The 20,986-nt window shown below is 67.9% G+C and carries 15 protein-coding genes and 1 pseudogene; 11 read left to right on the top strand and 5 right to left on the bottom strand.

All coding sequences use genetic code 11. The features are described from left to right. Positions 1–121: 121 nt before the first annotated feature. The 4 genes from ABOD76_RS21640 to ABOD76_RS21625 all read left to right on the top strand — a co-directional run bounded on the left by ABOD76_RS21640 (position 122) and on the right by ABOD76_RS21625 (position 6,249). A complete protein-coding gene (locus ABOD76_RS21640; protein ID WP_350245435.1) occupies positions 122–1,123 on the top strand; it encodes a HAMP domain-containing protein in 1,002 nt (333 codons plus the stop codon). After that, the gene (locus ABOD76_RS21635) at positions 1,120–2,106 is read left to right on the top strand and encodes a FadR/GntR family transcriptional regulator (protein ID WP_350245434.1); all 987 of its coding nucleotides are present in this window, start codon (positions 1,120–1,122) and stop codon (positions 2,104–2,106) included. The genes ABOD76_RS21640 and ABOD76_RS21635 overlap by 4 nt, the downstream gene beginning before the upstream one ends. Positions 2,107–2,867: 761 nt before the next feature. Further along, on the top strand, positions 2,868–5,687 hold the full coding sequence (locus ABOD76_RS21630; protein WP_350245433.1) for a GAF domain-containing protein: 2,820 nt from the start codon (positions 2,868–2,870) through the stop codon (positions 5,685–5,687). A gap of 184 nt (positions 5,688–5,871) precedes the next feature. Continuing rightward, on the top strand, positions 5,872–6,249 hold the full coding sequence (locus ABOD76_RS21625) for a response regulator (RefSeq protein WP_350245432.1): 378 nt from the start codon (positions 5,872–5,874) through the stop codon (positions 6,247–6,249). Between the two features lie 252 nt (positions 6,250–6,501). On the opposite strand, the gene ABOD76_RS21620 is transcribed toward ABOD76_RS21625, so the two are convergent. After that, entirely contained in the window at positions 6,502–7,266 is a 765-nt protein-coding gene (locus tag ABOD76_RS21620; RefSeq protein ID WP_350245431.1) for an SDR family oxidoreductase, read from the bottom strand. Between the two features lie 96 nt (positions 7,267–7,362). On the opposite strand from ABOD76_RS21620, the gene ABOD76_RS21615 reads away from it, so the two are divergent. Next, positions 7,363–7,794, top strand: coding sequence for a winged helix-turn-helix transcriptional regulator (locus tag ABOD76_RS21615; protein WP_380129769.1), 432 nt, complete (start codon positions 7,363–7,365; stop codon positions 7,792–7,794). 112 nt (positions 7,795–7,906) lie between these two features. Further along, entirely contained in the window at positions 7,907–8,914 is a 1,008-nt protein-coding gene (rsgA, locus tag ABOD76_RS21610) for a ribosome small subunit-dependent GTPase A (protein WP_350245430.1), read from the top strand. Between the two features lie 202 nt (positions 8,915–9,116). Here the strand turns inward: rsgA and ABOD76_RS21605 are convergent, their stop codons facing one another. The 3 genes and pseudogenes from ABOD76_RS21605 to ABOD76_RS21595 form a co-directional block, all read right to left on the bottom strand. Continuing rightward, on the bottom strand, positions 9,117–9,551 hold the full coding sequence (locus tag ABOD76_RS21605) for a discoidin domain-containing protein (RefSeq protein ID WP_350245698.1): 435 nt from the start codon (positions 9,549–9,551) through the stop codon (positions 9,117–9,119). Further along, positions 9,540–10,448: pseudogene (locus ABOD76_RS21600) on the bottom strand (glycoside hydrolase family protein); the annotation flags it as partial. The pseudogene ABOD76_RS21600 and the gene ABOD76_RS21605, both read right to left, overlap by 12 nt. Before the next feature lie 109 nt (positions 10,449–10,557). After that, on the bottom strand, positions 10,558–12,798 hold the full coding sequence (locus tag ABOD76_RS21595; protein WP_350245429.1) for a discoidin domain-containing protein: 2,241 nt from the start codon (positions 12,796–12,798) through the stop codon (positions 10,558–10,560). A 361-nt stretch (positions 12,799–13,159) separates the two neighbouring features. On the opposite strand from ABOD76_RS21595, the gene ABOD76_RS21590 reads away from it, so the two are divergent. Then, on the top strand, positions 13,160–14,158 hold the full coding sequence (locus tag ABOD76_RS21590; protein WP_350245428.1) for a LacI family DNA-binding transcriptional regulator: 999 nt from the start codon (positions 13,160–13,162) through the stop codon (positions 14,156–14,158). Positions 14,159–14,445: 287 nt separating this feature from the next. After that, complete coding sequence (locus tag ABOD76_RS21585) at positions 14,446–15,285, top strand: MOSC domain-containing protein (protein WP_350245427.1); 840 nt, start codon at positions 14,446–14,448, stop codon at positions 15,283–15,285. Between the two features lie 218 nt (positions 15,286–15,503). Here ABOD76_RS21585 and ABOD76_RS21580 read toward each other — a convergent pair whose 3' ends face one another. Further along, a complete protein-coding gene (locus tag ABOD76_RS21580; protein ID WP_350245426.1) occupies positions 15,504–16,751 on the bottom strand; it encodes an MFS transporter in 1,248 nt (415 codons plus the stop codon). Between the two features lie 42 nt (positions 16,752–16,793). Between ABOD76_RS21580 and ABOD76_RS21575 the strand changes: the two genes are divergently transcribed. The 3 genes from ABOD76_RS21575 to ABOD76_RS21565 all read left to right on the top strand — a co-directional run bounded on the left by ABOD76_RS21575 (position 16,794) and on the right by ABOD76_RS21565 (position 19,987). Then, entirely contained in the window at positions 16,794–17,492 is a 699-nt protein-coding gene (locus ABOD76_RS21575; RefSeq protein WP_350245425.1) for an ArsR/SmtB family transcription factor, read from the top strand. 787 nt (positions 17,493–18,279) lie between these two features. Beyond that, on the top strand, positions 18,280–19,347 hold the full coding sequence (locus tag ABOD76_RS21570; protein WP_350245424.1) for a serine hydrolase domain-containing protein: 1,068 nt from the start codon (positions 18,280–18,282) through the stop codon (positions 19,345–19,347). Next, entirely contained in the window at positions 19,334–19,987 is a 654-nt protein-coding gene (locus tag ABOD76_RS21565; RefSeq protein WP_350245423.1) for a hypothetical protein, read from the top strand. The genes ABOD76_RS21570 and ABOD76_RS21565 overlap by 14 nt, the downstream gene beginning before the upstream one ends. The last annotated feature ends 999 nt before the right edge of the window (positions 19,988–20,986 follow it).

Genomic DNA, 20,986 nt, shown 5'->3' with positions numbered 1-20,986 from the left:
TGAATTTGAATGAGTGTATGCGCCAACGCCTGATTAAGTCAATCGGTCCGTTGTTCAGATGATTGAACTCGGTTCAATGTTTTGAGTGGTGTGAGGGGCGCGCCTGGGCTTACCATGAGGCGTGTTCCAGACCATCCGGACCCAGGAAGGGCAGGCCAAGGCCGCCCAGCTCAGGTCGACCGCCACGCCGGCCGGCCGGGGGCTGCTGGCCCGCCTGCTCGCCATCACGGTGCTGCCGGTGATGGCGGTGGGCTTGTTCGTGGCGCTGCTGCTGGGTGCCCAGCGGATGAGTGCCCTGCGCGCCGTTGATGACAGCTTGGCCGGGACCGTGGCGCGCATCCTGGCCACCACCCTGGACGTGTCGGACCTCTCGCAGGTCGCGGCGCAGCTGCAGGCAGCGGTGACGGCGGAGAACGTGGCGTTCGTGGACGTGCGGCCCGCCGGAGACAGCCTCAGGTTCTTCCGGTCCAAGTCCCCCGAGACCGACTGGGCGCTACGCGCCGCCTACGACGCGGCGGAAGCCGCCGACCCCGGCGACCACCGCTTCGTGTTTGATGACCGGCGGGCCGAGCTGTACCGGCAGGCCGCCCAGCAGGTGCAGGACCCGGCGGTGCGCGAGCGGCTGAACCGGGTAGCTGCCGCCATGACGCCGGGCGAGCGGGTCTATCAGGTGGTCCGGGTGGGCGTCTACGAGAACCGCCAGGGACAGCGGCTGGTGCGCCTGCCCGGCGACGCGGCTCCGGCCGGACCACTGATCTTCGAGCTGGGGGTGGGGGTCAACAACGCGGTGATCGAACGGCTGCTGGGCCGGCAGCAGTGGCTGGTGGTCGGCGCGTGCCTCCTGGCGGCCCTGCTGGCGGCCGGGCTGGCGTGGCGCGCCACCGGGCGCATCGTGCGGCCGATCGTTCAGCTCACGCGGGCCGCCGACCGCCTGAGCCTGGGGGAGCTGGGCGAGCCGGTGTCGCTGGCGCTCGCGGGCCGCTCGATCACTGAACTCAGCGAGTTGGCCCAGGCGCTCGATCGCCTGCGCACCAGCCTGGCGCTGGCCATGAGCCGCCTGAGGCCGCACCCGGGAGCCCTGAAGTCGGGGCCGGTGCCGCCCGGCGGGAGGCGGGACCCATGACCGCCTCGCCCTTCAATCTCGACCCACAGGAGAAACTGTCGCTGGGCGAGAACATCGCCCATCACATCCAGAGCCTGCTGCACCAGGGCAAGCTGCGCCCGGGCGATACGCTGCCCACCCAGCGCGAACTGGCCCAGCAGTACGGCACCAGCGTCTCAGCGGTGCGTGAGGCGATCAGTATCCTGTCGGCGGCGGGGCTCGTGGACGCCCGGCCGGGACGCGGCACCCTGATCCTGGAAGCCGCCGAGCAGCCGCCCAGCGTGAACCTGTGGCTGGGGGCGGTCACCAGCGAGCAGCAAGCCCTCGATTTTCTGGAGACCCGGCAGGCGCTGGAGCATTACACCATCGCCCAGGCGGCCCAGCGGGCCTCGCCGGACGACCAGCAGGAACTGCGGCAGGTGCTGGCCCAGATGAAGGAGGCCCGCGGCGACCCCGAACGGTTCGTACAGGCGGATCTGGCCCTGCACTTTGCCATCGCCCGGGCGGCGGGCAACCCGGTGATGGTGCGGCTGCTGCATGCCATTCACACCCCGGTGTCGCACGTGCTGCGCTACGTCAGCCATCAGCTGATTGCCGAGGGGCGGTTCGGCGAGCTCTACGTGATCCACGAGGCGCTGGTGGGGGCCATCCTGGACCGCAATGCGGCCGGGGCCCTGGCCGCCTTCGACACCATGATGGGCACGGTGGTGGGCGGAGACACCCTGGCCCTGGCCCTGGGCCGGGCGGCCCCGCAGGACGCCCCGCTGGGAGAGGCGTTTGCCGAGGACCTGCACTGGAACCTGACGCGCCTGATCGGCCCGATGGCCGAGGTGCTGATCCCCGAGGCCGCCGGTCAGCTGGGCCATACCCCGGCCACCCTGACGCCCCGCGACCTGGGCGCTTTTCTAACCACCGTCGGGCGTCAGCTGCCGGCCGGGAAGCAGGCCGAATGGCAGGCGCTGAGCGACCTGCTGCTCACGCGGTATGGGCGTGTGGAGGGCTGAAGGCCCGTTGCCCGTAGGACGGCACCAGAAGGAGCTCTGGACATCAGCAGGGCCATCCAAGCCTGTCCTGGGCGAGTAAGAGACGCTGCGGCAGCCTCAATGGCTGTCATCATCGCTGGTTTTGCTGCCCCTGGCGGTTCTGAAGATACCCACCGCGATGCGCGTCCGACTGGCCGACCCCTGCCCGCTGCTGCCGCTCAGTGCCGGCCCGGCAGGTCAGGGGATGCACCAGATTGTGCCAACGTTGGAGCAGTCTTAACCGTGTCCTGATGGCGCCCAAGTGCCCACCCGGTGATGTTGAGGGACTTGCTATGCTCGGCCGGAGCAATCGGCGGACGGAAAGGGAAGCGAATCGGATGGCCCAGCACAGAACACACGCTCTGCTACCCCCTACGCGGGCGTGCCAGTGACGGCAAGGAAAGGTGAGGATCACGCGCGGCCTGGCAACCAGGACCGGAGGTCGCCGTCTCGACCTCTGCCCCGGACCGCATGTCGGTTGGCCCCTGCTCTGAAAGGTCATCTCAGAGAAGTGAACTCACCCGCCTGCGTTCGGGCTCCTGTCCACACCGGGTCGCCGCGCCACCCCGACCGTAACCGGCCGCGGCCCTCAGCCCAGCAACCAAGCCATCTCGGCGCGGCTGATGGTCCATACACGTTTCAGGATCTGTTCAGATCTTCCAGCACCTGGCCGGCCGTCCCGCGCCGGGCCAGCGGACTGGACACCGCTGCCCTTGGCACCCGGAACTCGGAAGCGGAGTGCCGTGCCGCACGCTGAAGGCGACGGGGCGGAGACCGCCCCGGATCAGCTGATCGCCCAGTTGCAGCGTGTAACGGAGCAACTTGCCGCGAGTTCCACGCCTCAGGAGGTGTTCGACATCATCCTGGAGCCGGCCCTGCATGCCCTGAACGCCATTGCAGGCACCGTGCTGCTGGTCAGCGCGGATGGGGAGCACCTGCAGCGTATGGCCACCCGGGGCGCAGAGGCGGGAGCGCCGACCATCTGGCAGGACAGGCCGCTGAACGGGGACGGGCCCAGCGTGGACGCGTTGAGGCGGCAGCAGCCGTTGTTCTTCGAGCATCAGGGAGAGCTGACCCGCGCCTACCCGGACCTGGAAGGGCATTCCGGGGCGGCCACGCCCGTGGCCACCGCCGTCCTCCCGATGCTGCTGGGTGAGCGGCCGCTGGGCGTGATCGTGCTGGATTTCAGTGAACCGCACCGCTTCACGCGGCAGGAACGTTACTTCCTGCGCACCCTGGGTGCCCAGTGCGCCATCGCGCTGAGCCGGGCGACGCTCACCCGCACCCTGCAAGGTCAGCTCGATGACCGCCGTCAGGCGATGGAGCAGGACGCCTCCGCCTATCAGGCGTTCGTCGCCTTCAGCGAGGCCGTGGGCGAGGGCACCGACCGGCCGGCGCTCGTCCAGCTGGCGATCGCGGCGCTGCGCGCGCAGTTCCCGGACAGCAGCGTGATGTACTCCGAGCCGGACGCTGAGCGGTGGACACTGCGGGCCTGGAGCGAAGATCTCAGCCCTGACGCGGTTACCCGTCTGACCGCCGGTATGCCCGGCAGTGCCCTGTTCGTCGCCAGCGCGGTGCAGGCGGGCCGGGCGGTGTTCACCACCTACGAGAGTGTGCAGCAGCGGCAGATTGCCGGGGCGGATGGACTGGCCGCGCACGTCCCGATCACCGTGAACGGCGCGGTGACGTGCATCCTGAGCCTGGTCGTCCGCGGGCGCCGCGAGTGGGTGCCGCGCGATCAGGCGGTCGTCCGCGCTGTGGGCCGCACGCTTGAACTCGCCCTGGAACGGCAGGTCCACCTGCTGGGCCTGGAGGAGCGGAGCCGGCAGCTCGACGATCAGGCTGCCGCGCTGGACGTGTTCACGGCCTTTACCGAGCTGGTCGCCAACGAGACGGACGTGTCTGCGTTGAGCCGCAAGGCGTTCGAGGTGATGGACGCGCACTTCAAGGCGTACAGCAGCGCTTACTACGAACGCGAGGGGCCGCTGTGGAAGGCGCGGGTGTGGACGCCGAACCTCGAAACGGTGCTTGTGCAGCAGATCCGAGCGGGCCTGCCCCTTGACGTGCCGTCCTTCGCCCAGGCGTTCCAGAGCCGGCAACCGGTGTTCATCGACGGGTGGGACCCGGAGCGGGACGGCGTCGAGCACACCGAGATGTTCGGACCGGTGTGCATCTACCCGCTGGTGGTGGACGGTCAGGTGCTGGGCATCTTCACGGTGGGATTGCGGGTCGGGGATCAGTGGCGGTCCCGCGACCGCGCCCTGATGCACGCACTGGGGCGCAGCCTCACGCTCGCGCTGGAGCGCACCGGGAATGCCCGGCAGCTGGAGCAGCGGAACGCGGAACTCGAGGCGCGCACCCGGGCGTTGGAGGGCTTCGCCGACCTGACCCGGGACCTGAGCGCCGACGCGGACCGCCACGAGCTGGTGCGGCGCGCGCAGGAGGTGGTGATGTCGCTGCTGGGCGACGGCTACGCGCTGTATTACGAGCGGGACGGGGCGCGCTGGCGCAACCGGGTGCAGGTGGGCACGGTCGGCCATCCGGACCTGCAGGCGTTCATCGACGCCGGCCCCCCGGTGGGCGAGACGCCCAGCGTGGACGTGCCGTGGTTCACGAGGCAGGCGCTGTACCAGGACCAGTACGCCCGGGGCAGCGACACGCCCGAGTCGATGGTGCAGCACGTCGGGACCACCGCTTCCCTGCCGGTCCTGCGACAGGGGGAGGTGGTGGGCGTGTTCATCACGGTCCTGTTCGCGCAGCGGGCCTGGACCGGCGTCGACCGCGCGGTGCTGGAGTCGACCACCCGCAGCCTCACATTGGCCCTGGAACGCGCGGCGAGTGCCTCGCAGCTCATGCAGCGCACCCGGGACCTGGAGCGCAGCAACCAGGAGCTGGAACAGTTCGCGTACGTGGCCAGCCACGACCTGCAGGAGCCGCTGCGGACCATCGCCAGCTTCTCGCAGCTGCTGGCGATGAAGTACGGTGGGCAGCTGGACGACAAGGCCGACATGTACATCCGGGTGATCGGCGACGCGACGGCCCGGATGGGGACGCTGCTGCAGGACCTGCTGGCCTTCTCGCGGGTGGGGGCGGGCGTCCCCCGGCAGGACATCGTTGACCTGCAGGTCATCCTGACGCAGGTGCAGCAGGACCTGCAGGCACAGGTGCAGCTCAGCGCGGCGCAGGTGCAGGTGGGTCCGCTGCCCCGCGTGACCGGCGAGGGCACGCAGCTGCGGCAGCTGTTTCAGAATCTGGTCGGCAACGCCCTGAAGTTCCGCCACGCGGACCGGGCGCCGCTGGTGCAGGTGGAGGCGCAGGACCTGGGGGATCACGTCAGGATTGCGGTGCGGGACAACGGCATCGGCATCGAGCCAGTGTACTTCGAGCGGATCTTCACCATCTTCCAGCGGCTGCACAACCGTGACCGCTACGAAGGCAGCGGCATCGGCCTCTCGATCGCCCGGAAGATCGTCGAACGGCACGGCGGCCAGCTGTGGCTGGAGAGTCGCCAGGGCGAAGGCACGACCTTCTTTCTGACCCTGCCAAAAGGCCCCACACCATGAACGTGCGCTGGAAGGGACGGCTCAGGGCCTGCCGTCCCGCCGACGCAGGAGGCTGGGCCGAGGGTCAGCTCAGCGCCACCGTGCCGGACATGCGCCGCGATGGAACGGCCTCTCTTCCGCCCCGAACGTGGCGCCAGGGAACTTCCACGGTGAAGCAGCCTCCGGGAAGCTGTTGGGGCCGAGGGTGAAGCGGGTCCTGCTGGTCGAGGACCACCTGCCGGACGCCCTGCTGCTGACGGAACTGCTGGAGCTGGCCGGCGTGCAGTGGCAGGTGGGACACGCCCAGACCTTCGCCCACGCCGTGCAGTGCTGGACGGCCGGGCCCTACGAGCTGCTGCTGCTGGATCTCGACATCACGGACGGGTGGGGGCTGGAGCTGCTGGAGCGGGCCCTGGCGCTGGTGGAAGGGGCGCCCGTGGTGGTGCTGAGCGGCCAGGACAACCCGGTCGTGGCGGCGCAGGCGGTGCAGATGGGCGCGCACGCGTACGTCGTGAAAGGGTTTGACGCGGCAGAGCGCCTGGTGACCCTGATGGATGATCCGCCGGCGGACCAGGTGGGATAACGGCACCGCGCCGTGCTGAAGTCAGAGCCGCCCGGTGCGGCTGTCCGGACCGCAGAGCCGGCGATTCAGTGTCGCCTGATCTGTCCGGCAGGCCACGTGGTGCAACAGCTCAGAATCGACGTCCAGGGTTGACGGACCCGGCCCCAGGCTGACGCCGGTTCATCCTGCCTCGTCCTGGTTCCTGCCCGCCACGCCGTCATCTGAGCAATGAGCGGTATCCGGGTTCGGACGCCCACTTCCAGTGGCCGTCTCTCACGGGTTGATGGTGCGGAACGCCTCGTCATAGCGGTGCTCGCGCTCGGCGTACCGCTGGAACTTGACCCGTTCGATGATGATCTCGGTGGCGTCCGGTTGGCTTTGCAGCAGCGCCATCGTCTCACGGATGTAGGCCTCGAGCGGCAACGCCCGTGGGTTGGCCGACTGGCCCGGCGTCAGTTCGGTCGCGGTGAGCGGCGGGATCAGTTCAATCACCTGGGTGGTGGTGCCGCGCAGGAGCGCCCGCAGCCCTTCGGTGTAGGAATGCAGGGCCGCCTTGGTGGCGCTGTACGTGGGCGTGTCGGCCCGGGGAACGAACGCCAGGCCCGACGTGACGTTCAGAATCGCCGCGCGGTGATGGGGGTCCTGCTGCGCCTGCTGGTGAAAATGGCCGAGCAACGCGTTGGTCAGCCGGATCGGCCCGAGCAGGTTGGTGGTGACGGTCTCCTCAGCCACGCGGAGCATCCCCGGCAGATCATGGACACTTTCGGCGCGCATCACGCCGGCGTTGTTCACCAGCACGTTCAGCGCGGGGTAGGTCTGCACCAGGTGGCCGACGACCTCATGGATGGCGTGGGCATCGTTCACGTCCAGGACGACCGGGATGATGCCTGGGTTGGCGGCCGTGACCTCATCGAGCGCCTGCTGCCGACGACCCGCAATGATGACCGTATTGCCGAGCTGGTGAAAGGCTTCCGCGAGCGCGCGGCCAATGCCGGAGCCGCCCCCGGTGATGAGCATGGTGTTTCCGGTGATCTGCATGATGCTGTTCCTCCTGCTGATCAGCTTAGCCTCCACACTTACCGTTGGAAAGTAGGCACCCGAAAGTTCTATACTTACCTGAGGGAGAGTGAAGCCATGCTGGAGACACGGACGGACCACACCCACCACGCGGCCGCAGACCCGGCGCCTTCCCCAACGCCGGCTGACGCGGCGTTGGCGGCCCTGGTGCGGGAGATCATCGGACGGGTGGCGGACAAATGGACCATGCTGATTCTGGAGACCCTGGAAGAGCACGGACGGCTGCGCTTCACGCGCCTCGGAGACCTGGTGGGCGATATCAGCCAGAAAATGCTGACCAAAACGCTGCGGCAGATGGAAAGCGACGGGCTGGTCGTCCGGACCATCTATCCGGTGGTCCCACCACGCGTTGAGTACGAGCTCACGGACATCGGGCGGAGCCTCAGCGCCGCCTTCTGTGGCGTGTGGGAATGGGCCGAGCAGCACCGCGAGGCCATCACGCAGGCCCGGCAGGCGGCGGCCCACCGCGACCCGCTGGAGCCCGAATGAGCAAATCGCCCGGTGACGCTTCCGCCTGCATTCTGGCGGTGGCGTACCCTGAGGATATGTGGCTTCCTCGAACATCCCGCGCTTTCCTCGGTGCGCCGTCCCCATGTCGTCCGTGAGCCGCTCGCTTCAGGACCTGGGTCTGACCGACTTTTTTGTCGATGCCGCCCGCACGTTCCTGGCCGCCCTTCCCCCGGCCTCGCAGGCTGAACATGAACTGGGCCGGGTGGTGGGCGTTGAACGCGCAACCTATCAGGTCTGGACCGCCCGCGGGCCGGAGGAGGCGCTGCTGGCCGGCACCCTCAGACAGGCGGCCGGAGCGCAGCCGCCCCAGCCGGTCATCGGCGACTGGCTCATCGTCCAACGGCTCCCTGGCGAGCCGACCCTGCGGATCGTGGAACTGCTGCCGCGCCGCACGCAGTTCACGCGGGCCGTGAACGGTGGCATGTCCGAGCAGATCATCGCCGCGAACGTGGACGTGGTGTTCATCGTCACGACACCCGGCACTGACCTGGATCTGCCCCGATTGGGCCGCTACGTCACGGCCGTTCACGTGAGCGGCGCACAGCCGGTCGTGCTGCTGAACAAGACGGATCTGGTGAACGACCCCGCGCGGTGGATGGCCCAGATCCGGACGGTGGCGCCCGACGTGCCTGTTCATGAGGTGGCCGCCGCGGCGGGACACGGGCTGGACGCGGTGCAGCAGTATCTCCAGACCGGCGTGACCGCCGCGTTGATCGGCTCGTCGGGGGTCGGCAAGTCGACGCTGACCAACGCGCTCCTCGGCCAGCAGGTCGCGCTGACCGGCCCGGTCCGGGACGCCGATCAACAGGGACGCCACACCACCACCAGCCGGACCCTTTACCCGCTCCCGGGCGGTGGCCTGCTGATTGATAATCCAGGCCTGCGGGACATCGCCGTGTGGGACCCGGCAGGACAGCCGGTCGGGTTCCAGGTGATTGAGGACACCGCGGCGCACTGCCGGTTCCGCAAATGCACGCACACCACGGAACCTGGCTGCGCTGTGCAACGGGCAGTGCACCAGGGACGCATCTCCAGTGAGTTGCTCACGGCCTACCACCAGGCACAGGGTCTCCCCCTTCGGCGCCCGAAACGGCGCTGACACCGGGCGTCTGGTCAGCCTGACGCCTGGCGCTCGACACGAGGCGGCACAACTGCCGAGGGGTGACTGGTCCAGCGGGGCGGCTCAGCATGGCCAGCTGGAGCGTTGGCCACAGCAGGTCCGCCGCCGTGGCCAACGCTCCAGGACTGATGTGCCTGGACACTTCAAGGTGTGGCGCGCCCTCGGCGAGGCGCCAGGATGGTCACGGCGTGCCGTACACCTGAACTTCAAAGAGCGAGTAGCCGTACCCGGTGCCGCGCGTTGTGCCGGTCATGCGCACATACCGCCCCGTGCCGCTGACATTGAGCGTCTGGGTGCCGCCGGTCCCGGTGGTGGTGGAATACAGCGGCGTCCAGGTGTTCATGTCATCGGAGGCCTCCAGCCTGAAGGCCTTGCCGTAGGCCGCCTCCCACTGCAGGGTGACCCGGCAGATCTTCCGCGAGACGCCCAGGTCCACCTGCAGCCACTGTGGGTCACTCCAGGCGCTCGCCCAGCGGGTTCCTGTGTTGCCGTCAAAGGCCGCGCCAGCGGGCGTGCCGCTGTTCTCGGTCGAGGACGCGCTGGCCGGCCTGCCCTGCGCGAGGTTGCTGGTGCCGCAGGTGCCGGTGGTCCCGCCCGTGGCGGTGCTGTACGGCAGCGACAGGTAGTACTGCCCCAGCTCGGTCAGCTGGCCGGTCGGCCCCAGCAGGCTGATGTAGTGGGCATCGTTGTTCCAGCGCCCGGTGAACCAGGCGTAGCGGAAGACGTCGGCACGGTTCTCCAGCGTCGCCACCATGTCGGCCATCTGCGCCTTCTGCTTGGCGAGCGTGTCGATCTGGGCGCCGTCCGTGCCGCTGTGCCAGTTGGAGAACTCGGTGACCCAGAAGGCCTTCCCGTACTTTTTCAGCCGGTCGAGCTGACCCGCGAGGCCGTAGTCGTACCAGTGAAACGCCAGATAGTCGATCTGTGGGTCACGTCCCCCGTTGTTGCCCCGGTAGGCGGCGTAGAACGCGTCCAGCCACACCACCGGGTCGTTGTAGCCGGACATCGTGCCCCAGTTCATCGCCGGGCCCACCAGCTTCACGCCGGTGTCGCGCGCCACCTGCTCGTAGCGGGGCCACAGGCTGGCCGCCTGGGCCGGGGTGAGGTTGGCCTGGTCCGTCAGGTTGGGTTCGTTCAGGACCAGCAGGTACTTGACGGCCGGGTTGGCCCTAAGCTTGCTCTCGATGGTGGCGGTGTCGAAGTTGCCGTTCCACAGCATCGGCAGGTAGTCCATCCCGTAGCGGGTGGCGTAATCCGAGGGCACGCCCGCGTTCGGAGAGGAGCCCCAGTTATACCACCAGCTCACACCGGGAGCGAGCGCGGCCATGTCGGCGCCGCTGGACAGGTCGTAGGCGATGCCGCGCTTGACACTCTTCGCGGTGGCTTGCGCCTGAAGGGAGCTTCGGGCCTCTGACGGTTCCTGCTGCTGGCCCAGAGACGGGCCGGTGTTGCCGCATCCGCTCAGCAGCAGGGCCAGTCCGGCCGACACGGCCAGGGCATGATTTCGGTTCATGGGTCACCTCGTGATGCGTGCTGCACCTGCTCGTCCTGCCGGTCTCCGGGAGGGGAAGGGAACTTGGCCGTCCTCCGCCGCGGCTCGTCTTCCCTCTCCCGTTCCGGGGTCAGGGGTAGTTCACCACCGGGCTGGGAGCGGTGTTCTTGGCCGGGTCGGCGAAGGGGACGGCCGCCCCGGTGTTGTTGATCACGTGGTCGATGGACCCGGTGTTGCCGAGCGAGACGGTCAGCACGCTGTGCATCCTGACCCCGGAGGCGGTGGGCACTTCGAACCCACGGTCCGCGTGGATGCTGGGGTTCGCGCTGAAGTAGGCGTAGGCACCCAGGCCCCACGCCTCGTGGGTGGTGACGCTGTCGGCCACCTTGTAGGCCGCGTAGCCCCGGGCGCCCACACGCCACGCGTCCTGGGTCGGCGGATCGTAGGGCATCTCGTTCTGGAAGAAGATGGTCCGGCCACCCTGACCGTTCCAGACCACCTGGTACTTCTGGTAGTGCTCCACGAACAGACCGGTGGCCTGCACGTTGTTGCCGTTGACGATCACGCCGGTGTCGGCGGTGTTCACGGCCCAGCCGGTCGGGGACTTGCCGTGGTCGGCGCGCCACGCCCAGATGTGGTCAATGAGGGTGTTGTCGCTGTGGACGATCAGGCTGGTGGTGGATTTGCCTGCCACCGCCCCGCCGATGCGGAAATACACGTCCTGCACGCTGATCGGGTTCGCCGCGTGGTTGACATGCGCGCCCGCCGTGCCCACCGTCAGCAACGCCGGGCTGTTCACGGTGCCGGCGTCGAACAGCAGGCTGCTGATGTTGACGCCGTCCACGTCGGCCACCTGCATCGCGTTGACGCCGCCGTCGGGCACCAGGGTCGGGAAACCGATGCCCGTCACGACGGTGCCGGGGCGCGTGACGTTCAGCGTCCGGTCCAGGTGATAGACGCCCGGGGTGAAGAACAGGTTCAGCCCCTGGCTCAGCGCCTGATTCAGCGTCGCGGCGCTGTCGGTGGGCCGGGCCACGTAGAACTGGCTCATCGGGATGGAGGTTCCGGGCGTGTTCGGCCAGGTGACCCCGGAAGCGTTGGTGCGCAGGCTGGGGACGAACACGTTGTACTTGCCGTTCTCCACGTACAGGTACGGCTTCTCGCGCGAGACGGGCGTGGTCGCCAGCGTGGTGTAGGCCGGGCTGGGAAAGCTCTGGGCGGGCGCGCCCTGCACGCCGGAAAAGACCATGTTCCAGTTGCTGCCGCCCCAGCCCTGCAGGAAGGCGCTGTCCCGGGAATACCACTGCTGCTGGGAGCCGGACGTCACCTGCGCGTCCACCTTGCTGTCGGCGATGAATCCGCCGCTGGAGTAGCCCTGCCCGTAGTCCTGATTGGAGGGGCCCATGGTCAGGCCACCCCGGATGTGCACGCGGCGCATCGGGGCCGCCTGCGACACGGCCCAGCGATCGGTGCCGCCCTCGGGCACCACCGCGAGGTTCTCGGCACTGCGCCAGAAGTTCTGGGTGGCGTTCTTCTCGTCGCCGTACACCCAGCCGCTGTCCACATTGACCGCGCCGTTGATGGTCACGTCGTCCGGGTTGCGGCCCAGGCCGGCGATGGCCGTGTAGAAGCCCACGTTCGCAAACACGCGTCCATAGCTGCCCGGTTTGAACAGAAAGACGTTGCGCTGGTCACCGAACTGCGCGTCCGGATTCCTGAGCTGCGCGTTGAAGGCGGTGTCCAGCTTGGACTGGATGGTGGTGATGGGCGTGGAGGTGTCGAAAACGGACACGTTCGGGCCGAAGTCGGGGGTGTCGGACGTCGGCAAGGTGGTCGTGGTGCCTCCGGCGTACACCCGGAACTCCCATAGCGAGTAGCCGTAGCCGGTGCCGCGCTTGAGGCCGTTCATGCGAATGTACCGCCCGCTGGCCGCCGTGGTCGGGGTAATGGTCTGGGTGCCGCCCGTGCCCGTGCTGGTCTGGTAGATGGTGCGCCAGGTGGAGGCGTCAGCGGGATTGTCCGTCACCTGAATCTGGAAGGCCTGCCCGTAGGCGGCCTCCCACTGGAGGACCACCGAGCAGATCTGCTGTGAGCTGCCCAGGTCCACCTGGAGCCACTCGGCGTCCGTCCAGGCGCTGGCCCAGCGGGTGCCGGGGTTGCCGTCCACAGCCATGCCCGCATCCAGGGAGGCGGCATTCTCGGTCGAGGACGCCCTGGCCGGCCGGCCCTGGGCCACGTTGACGGTCCCGCAGGTGGCGAGCGAAGTGAGCGTGGGGGGCGTGGACGGGACGCTGGGAGCGCGCTGCTCGGCACAGGCACTCAGCATCACGGTCACTCCGGTAATCAGCGCAAACGTCTTGGTTGTGGACATGCAACCCTCCAGGGGTGATGTGGGGGCCGAACAGGCAGCATCACGGCCAGCGGCAGGTGCGAACACCGCCGAAATGATGGGACAGCGCGTCCCACGGCGAGAACATGCGCGGGTCAGCGCGGAGGAGCGCGCAACCTGAAGGCGGGGTCAACAGACATACAGATCTCCCGAAGTAACGAGGACCAGACGGTGTGCACCTAACTTGTTCAGTACGTCATAGTTATAGCGCTAAAATTTCAAGAGGGCAACCGAAATCATTGAATGTTGGAGAAAGATGTGAGAAAGTTCAAGCATCGTGGCGCGTGAGGATCAGGAACGGGCGACGCTGAGTGATGTGGCGCGGCGGGCAGGCGTCTCCGCCATGACCGTCTCCAATGTCATCAACGGAAAGGCGGTGGTGCGCCAGGACACCCGGCAGCGGGTGCTGGAGGCCATCGAGGCGACTGGCTACCGGGTCAATGCCGTGGCGCGGGCACTGGCCGGTGGGCGCAACCGCATGATCACCGTGTTCTCGCCCCAGCTGAACCGGCCCTACGCGACCGAAGTGATCCAGGGGGCGGCCCAGGCGGCCGGAAAACTCCGCTACGACCTCATCGTCATGATGCTCAGCGAAGAGGGGTTCTCGGACGTGTCGGTCATGACCCGCCTCGCCGCCGGAGCCCTGCTGATCCAGCCGTCCCGGGAGGGCCGCTGGCAGCGCACGGAACTCCCCGCCCACGTGGTGAGCGTGGATGGCCCCGGCGAGCGCCGGCTCACGGTGGACAATTACGGCGGCGCTCGCCTGGCAACGGAGCACCTGCTGCGCCTGGGGCACACCCGCATCGGGTTTATCAGCGGTCTGGAGTCCGAGGATCGCCGCCCCGCCAGCCGCCCCTTCGACCCGGAACAGCACGACCGCGACGACGCCGACGAGCGCCTGCGCGGGTACCGCGACAGCATGGCGGCCGCCGGACTGAAGGTCCCCCGGAACTACGTGCAGCACGGCGATTACTCCAAGGCCAGCGGCGAAGGGGCGGCTTTGCGGCTGCTGAGACTCGCGCAGCCACCGAGCGCCATCTTCGTGTCGGGCGACGCGATGGCCCTGGGGGCGATGCACGTGGCCCAGGACCTGGGCATGCGCGTCCCCGACGAGCTCTCGGTGGTGGGGTTCGATGACCTGCCGATTGCCGTCGCGTCCCGCCCGGGTCTGACAACGGTACGCCAGCCCCTGGCGCAGATCGGAGAGGTCGCGGTTCAGCTGCTGGTGGCGCTGGCTGAGGGCCAGGCGCCGGCCCTGCCGGCTCCGTTTCCCACCGAGCTGATCGAGCGCGAATCCACGGCCCCCCCTCGGGATGCGCCACCAGGTTCGCCGCGCCACTGACGGGACCCTGCTGAGGCTGCCCTGACCCAGTCGGCACTTCCCATATCCGGGCCAGGAGCAAGGGACGCCGGAGACCACGCCGTACACCGCGCCCAAGGATCGATAGCGGCTGTTCAGGGGTTGGCGTTTACCCGCCTTCACCTGGACATCCGGGAGAATGGGGCGCGGTGGCCGGCTTTAAGGCACTCACCACTGACCCGTCGCTGTCGCTCATGAGCCACGCTTTGTGGCCGCGACTCACACAGATCCAAGCGCAGCGCCGGTTCAGCCTTTAGACTGTCTCCGACGTGACGAACCCAGACATCCAGGCCCCACCAGACCTCCACGTCAGCGGGCTCTGGATCTACCCGCTTAAATCCGCTGCGGGCATCGCCGTGTCCACCAGCACCCTTACGGACCGGGGCCTGGTACAGGACCGCCGCTGGATGCTGATTGATTCGCAGGGCGAGGCCATCACGCAGCGCGAGGCCCCGACCCTGCGCCTTGTGACTCCCGTTCTCCACGCCTCCGGCCTGACCTTCACGGCCCCTGGGATGGGACAACTCACGGTGGAACAGGCACCGGATGGAGCGCCCGTTCAGGCCACCATGTGGAAGCACCCCATCGCCGTGGTGGCAGCCCCGACTTCGGCCAGCGACTGGTTCTCCGCCTATCTGCACCGCCAGTGTACCCTCGTCTATCAGCCAGATTCGTCCCACCGCTTCCGCGGCCCGCCTGTGAACGGCACACGGCTCAATCTCTCGGACGGAAATCCTGTCCACCTGATCAGTGAAGCGTCCCTGGCCGACCTGAACACCCGCCTGACTGCACCTGTCGATGCCCGGCGCTTCCGTCCCAACATCGTCGTCCGGGGAACTGCCGCCTATGCAGAGGATTACTGGCGACGGATTCGCATCGGGGGAATTGAGTTCAAGGTGGTGGAAAGCTGTGGCCGCTGCAGCATCATCAACGTTGACGAGCAGGGCAGGGGGACGGGGACGGTGTTGAAGGCCCTGGCTTCCTACCGCCGCTGGGGCAATGCCGTTCCGTTTGGGCAGCACCTGGAATACCAGCAACACGGACGCCTCGGGGTCGGGGACAGGATAGAGGTGCTGGAAACGGGAGACACTCCCAACCCAACAGGCTGACACCTTCCACCGGGGCCACCTCAGGACTGGCTGCCAACTGCGCTCACGCGGACGGGACGGAGGCACTTGAGGATGTCCCGCCAGTCGTATTCCACACCACCGCCCTGAACCGGAGCACTCTTCTGCGCTCCTGTGAACTGCAGCCACCCGCTGGAACGCCCAGCCCACTCTCCTGGGCAAACAGCACGCTGCCCCGTCATGGTTACGGCGGCCCTGATTCAGGTTCCCTGCTCGCTGCCCAGAGCCGCTGTTTCCCCCTGGCGTGGAAGAAATACGAGCGCCACCAGTCCACCGAGCAGCGTCAGGCACGCCGCCGCCAGTAGCATCCGCCCGATCCCCACCTGTGGCCCGATCAGGCCTGCGGTCACGGTCGCCAGGACGCCGACCAGGGCATTGGTCGTGCCCAGGGCTCCGTAAATCCGGCCCCGGTGGGAGTCGGGTGTCACCCGCTGGATCAGGGTCGAGAGGGCGACGTTCGAGGTCACCATCGGCACCCCCAGCAGCGGGACCAGAACGAACATCAGGGGTAGAGCAGACAGGCTGTACATCCGCAACATCAGGAGGCCGACCAGCAGCGTACCGAACGCGATGAGGGACCGGGGAGGCAGACGGCCGGCGATCCAGGCAGACGCGAAGCTCCCCAGCAGGGCGCCGATGCCTCCCAGGGCGCTGAGCACACCGATCGTTTCGGCATCGGCGTGCAGCACAGAAACCAGGAACGGCGTGTAGAACGGGTCAATCAGCGTGCCGCCGAGACTGGTGATGCCCAGGACCGCCATCAGCGTCAGAATGACCCGGCTGCGCCGGATGATGCCCAGTCCCTCGCGCCATTCCCGGCCCACTTCACGCCAGGAGCCGAGCAACGAGGCAGCCTGGACCGGACGAGCCGAAGGTTCAGGTGCCGGGAGCTGAAGGCGCAGGAAACTCAGGGCCGCCAGGACAAATGAGGCCGCGTCGAACAGCACCACTCCGGCGATGCTCTGGGTAGCGATCAGGGCGCCGCCAATGACCGGGCCCAGCAAGCGGGCGCTGGTCATGCCCAGCGACAGGGCGGCGTTGGCCTGCATCAGTCCCTCGTCCCCCACCAGGGTCGGAAGCAGGGCCCCTGCCGTCGGGGTGGACAGCGTACTCACGGTGAGTTCCAAGAAGGTGACCACGTACGCCACCCACACCAGCCCCGGCACCGGAGCGAGCAGCAGCCCGGTGATCACCACACCCTGAATCAGGTGTGTGGTCACCAGCACGCGGCGGCGGTCCCAGCGGTCGGCCAGCACGCCCGCCACCGGGCTGAACAGCAGGCCCGGCAGGTAATACGACAGCGCGAGCAGAGCGGTGGTGAAGGTGGACCCGGTCTGCTGGTACACGAAGTACGGCAGGGCGAGCAACAGGGCGCGGTCACCAATCAGGGAGATCACCTCTCCCAGCCAGAGCCTGCGGAAGTTGCGGTGCGTCAGCGCAGCGAACATGGTGTCCTCATGGAGACCAGCGTGGGTGGTACCCTGGTGAAAATGACACCGGACGATTCACCCAGGGTGTGGCAGCGCCTGGATGACCCGGAGGCCGCGCGGGTCGTGGCCGACGCACAGTCACGACGCTACTTCGAGCCGTTCATCTGGCGGGAACGGCGGGTGACGGACGTGGCCGCGGAGCTGGGCGTCACCAGGAACGCCATGCTGTACCAGGTGAATAAACTGCTGCGCCTGGGGCTGCTGGAGGTCACCCGCACCGAGCCGCGGCCGGGCCGGGCCATCCGGTACTATCGGTCTTCGTCTCCGGGCTACTTCGTGCCGTTCAGCGCTACCTCCGCCGAGTCGATCCATGCGCTGTACGAGTCGTCCCTGGACAACGCCCGCCGTTCGGTCCTGTCGCTGCTCACGCGCGCCTGGAGTGGCCTCGCCGAGGACCCCCGCTGGTTTGGACTCTACACCTATGGGGACGCGCAGGGATTCAGGAGCCATGCCCTGCTTCCAGCGCGACCCGCGGGGCCACCATCACCCGACTGGAGGATGCTGGCGTGGCTGCTGGAACCGGACGTGCCGGCCGTGTGGGACAACACGGCCCCGCTCCAGCTCTCCAGAGCCCATGCCAAGCAATTGCAGCGTGACCTGCATCAGCTGCATGCGAACTATCAGGCGCTCAAGGATGACGCCAGCGGAGAGACGTATGTCCTGCGACTCACCCTAGTCCCCGTTCCTGATGAGATGTAAGGGGCCAGAATCGGCCTTACGGCGTGTCAAGGGTCCGGCCGGCTCCCGCAACCTCAAAATAGAAAAGAGCGGCACCGCGTCAGTTCCCCGGCCGTCCGGTCTGCCGCTCAGGTGTGGGAGCACGAAAGGCCAGCTTTACCGGTATAGTAGAGTCACTGCGGGGAGCCGCGCCCTGGTTATGACGCAACACGGGCGCGGCTGACCCGCAGTGTTTTTTCTGCCCGCGACACCAGACCCGCGCCTGAATGACGACCACGCGGCCTGGACATGAACCAGACGCCTGTCTGAGGAGACCCCGGTCAGGTGAGCGGCATGCTGCGGCTGTGGTCGGCCACCTTCAGGAGGTGCTGTATTCAGCTGCTGGTTGTCGTGCTTATCGGCCACCGCACAGGCACGCATTAAGATCCGAGGCGTACCTTGCATTGGCGCGACCGTCGGGTCGCAAGCCTGCTCGCCCGATGGCCGCTCTGTGCTCGTCGAGAAAGGACTATGGCAGGATTTGATTTGCCCTGCCTGTGCTACGCATCAGCCAGCCGTGGGCAGTCTGGCTGGAGCAGCACGTCGTCCGCCCAGACCTGACACAGGCGACAAGCAGCGCCTTCCGAATCGCCCGGCACGCCCCCGTCGGCCTTCCAGATCGACGCGCAGATAACGAAAGTGAGATGCCCTCAACCGAGCTGAACCCCACCGTTCCCAGTGGGCCGCCGCTCCGTGTCTGGCCTCCACACCGCATGTCAGGATGAATCTGGCCCTTTCCGCTCATCCTGACCCGGAGGCAATCTGCAGCATGGATCATCCCTTTACCACCCCGCCGGAGCTTGCTCGCCCTCTCGATGATCTCCGGTTGCGCCACGGCCTGCCGGGCCTGGCGTGGGGCGTGACCGCGCTGGACGGATCTCTGCTCGCTGGGGCGGCTGGACGGCGACGTGCTGACCAAAGTGACGCGCTGAGCGTGCATGATCGCCTGCACCTCGGGTCGTGCACCAAGCCGATGACCGCCACCCTGCTGGCGACCCTGGTGCCGGACGTCCTGACCTGGGACACGCCGCTCACTGACGTGTTCGGCGCGGCGGAGGTGCATCCCGCGTATCACCCGGCGACACTCGCCCACCTGCTGTCACACACCTCAGGGCTGCCTCCCTTTGAGGAGACCGAGCATTTCGAGGACGCGCCCGGGCCGGGTGGGAATTCCTGGGGCGTGAGGGACGCCTTCGCCCGGCATGCCCTCCGGCAGACACCGTGGGCGGAGATCGGCACCTACCGTTACTCAAATGCGGCCTTCGGGGTCGCCGCCGTGATGGCCGAGCGCTGTACCGGCACCCGGTGGGAGGATCTGATGCAAGAGCGGGTGTTCGGGCCGCTTGGTCTGGGCAGCGCCGGGTTCGGCTGGCCGGCACGGACCAATCCGCAGGAACCCTGGGGTCATCAGCGGGAGGGTGGCCCCTGGGTGCCACACGACCCGCACGACGCCTATCAGCTGCATCCGGGCATCGGCCCGGCGGGCGACGTCCACATGAGCGTCCTGGACTTCACGGTGTTCGCGCGTGACCATCTGCGCGGCCTGCATGGTCAGGGACGGCTGCTGCCGGACACGGCCTACCAGCGTCTGCATACTCCCTTTGTGCCGGGCGGGCGCGCAGGGTTCGGCTGGGGCGTCAGCCAGTACCGCGGCCGACGGGCCAGCAGCCACTCGGGCAGCGCCGATACGTTCCTGGCCCTGCTGCTGGTCCTGCCGGATGAGCCGTACGCCTTCGTGGTCGTCACCAACGCGGCGGGAGACGCCGCCGAGGCCGGCACGCGCGAGGCGCTCGGTCAGCTGGTGACGGCCTTCACGGACGCGCGTGTCCAGCCCTGAACCGGAGACAGTGCACATCACCGCCCCCGGCGCGGCGGCATTCCTGGTGGACCCCGACGCCCGCCGTTTTCTCGAACCGTTTCTGGGCCGCGACTGCACGGTGGCGCGGGCCGCGCGGGAACTGGGCGAGGACCGGCACCGGATGCTGTACCGGGTGCGGCAGATGACACGGTTAGGCCTGTTGAGCATCGTGCGGGAGGAGCCCCGCCGGGGACCCGCCATCAAGGTGTACCGTTCGGTCGCGCCCAGGCTGTTCGTGCCGTACACCGGGGCCCCGGCTGCCGAGCTGCTGGAGGTGCTGCTGCGCGAACGCGCGGCCAGCGAACGCGAGGTTCAGGCCGCGATGCTGCGGGTGATGCGCGCCGCGCATGACGACGCTCGCTGGGGCCTGTTGCTGTACCGCCTGGGAAGCGGCGTGTTCGCCTACGACGCCGTGAACGGACAGCCATGGGACACGTACGGTGACGAAGAGCCCGCTGTCCTCGACACCACCGTGACCACCCCTCCCCTGTCGCGTGAGCGCGCCAAAGCGTTGCAGCGCGACCTGAACCGGGTGCTCGCCGCCTACACGGCAACAGACGGGCCGGGCAGCACACGGTATCTGGTGCGCGTCGCGATGGTCCCCGATCCGGACGCCTGATCCCGACCGGGCCGTACAGGCCACCGGACCAAAGCGGAGCACCTGAAACCGGTCCGGCCGGCATGGGAAGGGCGCACCGGCCCTGGAGGTCAGACTTCTCCTGTTCCTGCAGTTCCTCCTTTGCTTTTGATGGTGTGGAGCGGCGACAGGCGCCTTGCCGGGCGGCGAGGCGCTCACCCTGCTGCTCAAGAGACCGTGGAACCAGCCCCTGCTACGCGTACGCGGCAGGCCAGGTCCGAGCGGCTTTCCAGAGCCACCAGTCGGGTCAACCGCCGATGGGAGCGGCTTACATGGACCATTCCCCCCGACAGCTCCGCATCCGTGTGCGGCGGCAGGCGCCGGGCCTTGACCCGGAGGACGCTGCCGTAATGTCCACCCGCGAGCCCATTCTGAACCTTTAGGGGGATTCCGGCTGTCAGCGGCGCCAGGCGTTCGGCCGCCTGCATGCGGAACGTCTGGCCCAGTGAGGGCTGAACGCTGTCGCTCTACCGTCAGATCGGGAAACACGTCTGGACCATGGTCCAGACCACAGCGTGTTGTGGTCGACGTCAGGGGAGCCGGGATGGGCCGGCGCACCGAGCGGTTTGAGGCGCATTGCGTCGTCTTCTGGTCTGCTGGGAGAGCGGCTGGGAGGCGGAACCGGTGGTTGTGGTGGACGTCCCAGTCAGCTGCCCCTCGTCAGCCCACGGATGCCTCAACGGAGCCTGCGAAGCAGGTAGATGCCGCAGAAGCCAAAGGCTGCTGGGCACGCTCGATTCTCGCGGGCAAGCGATCCTGGTGTATCAGCCTGTTCCTTCCCGGAAGGGCTGTATGACGTGAATTCACGTGGGTCCAACGGCAGGACAACCAAGCGCGTCTCGTCTTCAGGATGAGATGTGTCAGAAAACCTACCCCAGCTGCTCCCAGTACGACCGCGTCTCACTCGGATAAGCCGCTTAAGTTGCATCTGGGTTGACTGAATTCCGCAGCCATCCTCAAGTGGTAGCCCTGGGGCTGAAG

Origin of the sequence: Deinococcus sonorensis KR-87 (assembly GCF_040256395.1) — a bacterium.
Lineage (GTDB): Bacteria > Deinococcota > Deinococci > Deinococcales > Deinococcaceae > Deinococcus > Deinococcus sonorensis.
The sequence above is the reverse complement of the archived record's forward strand: the minus strand, read 5'-3'. Positions and strand labels throughout refer to the sequence as shown.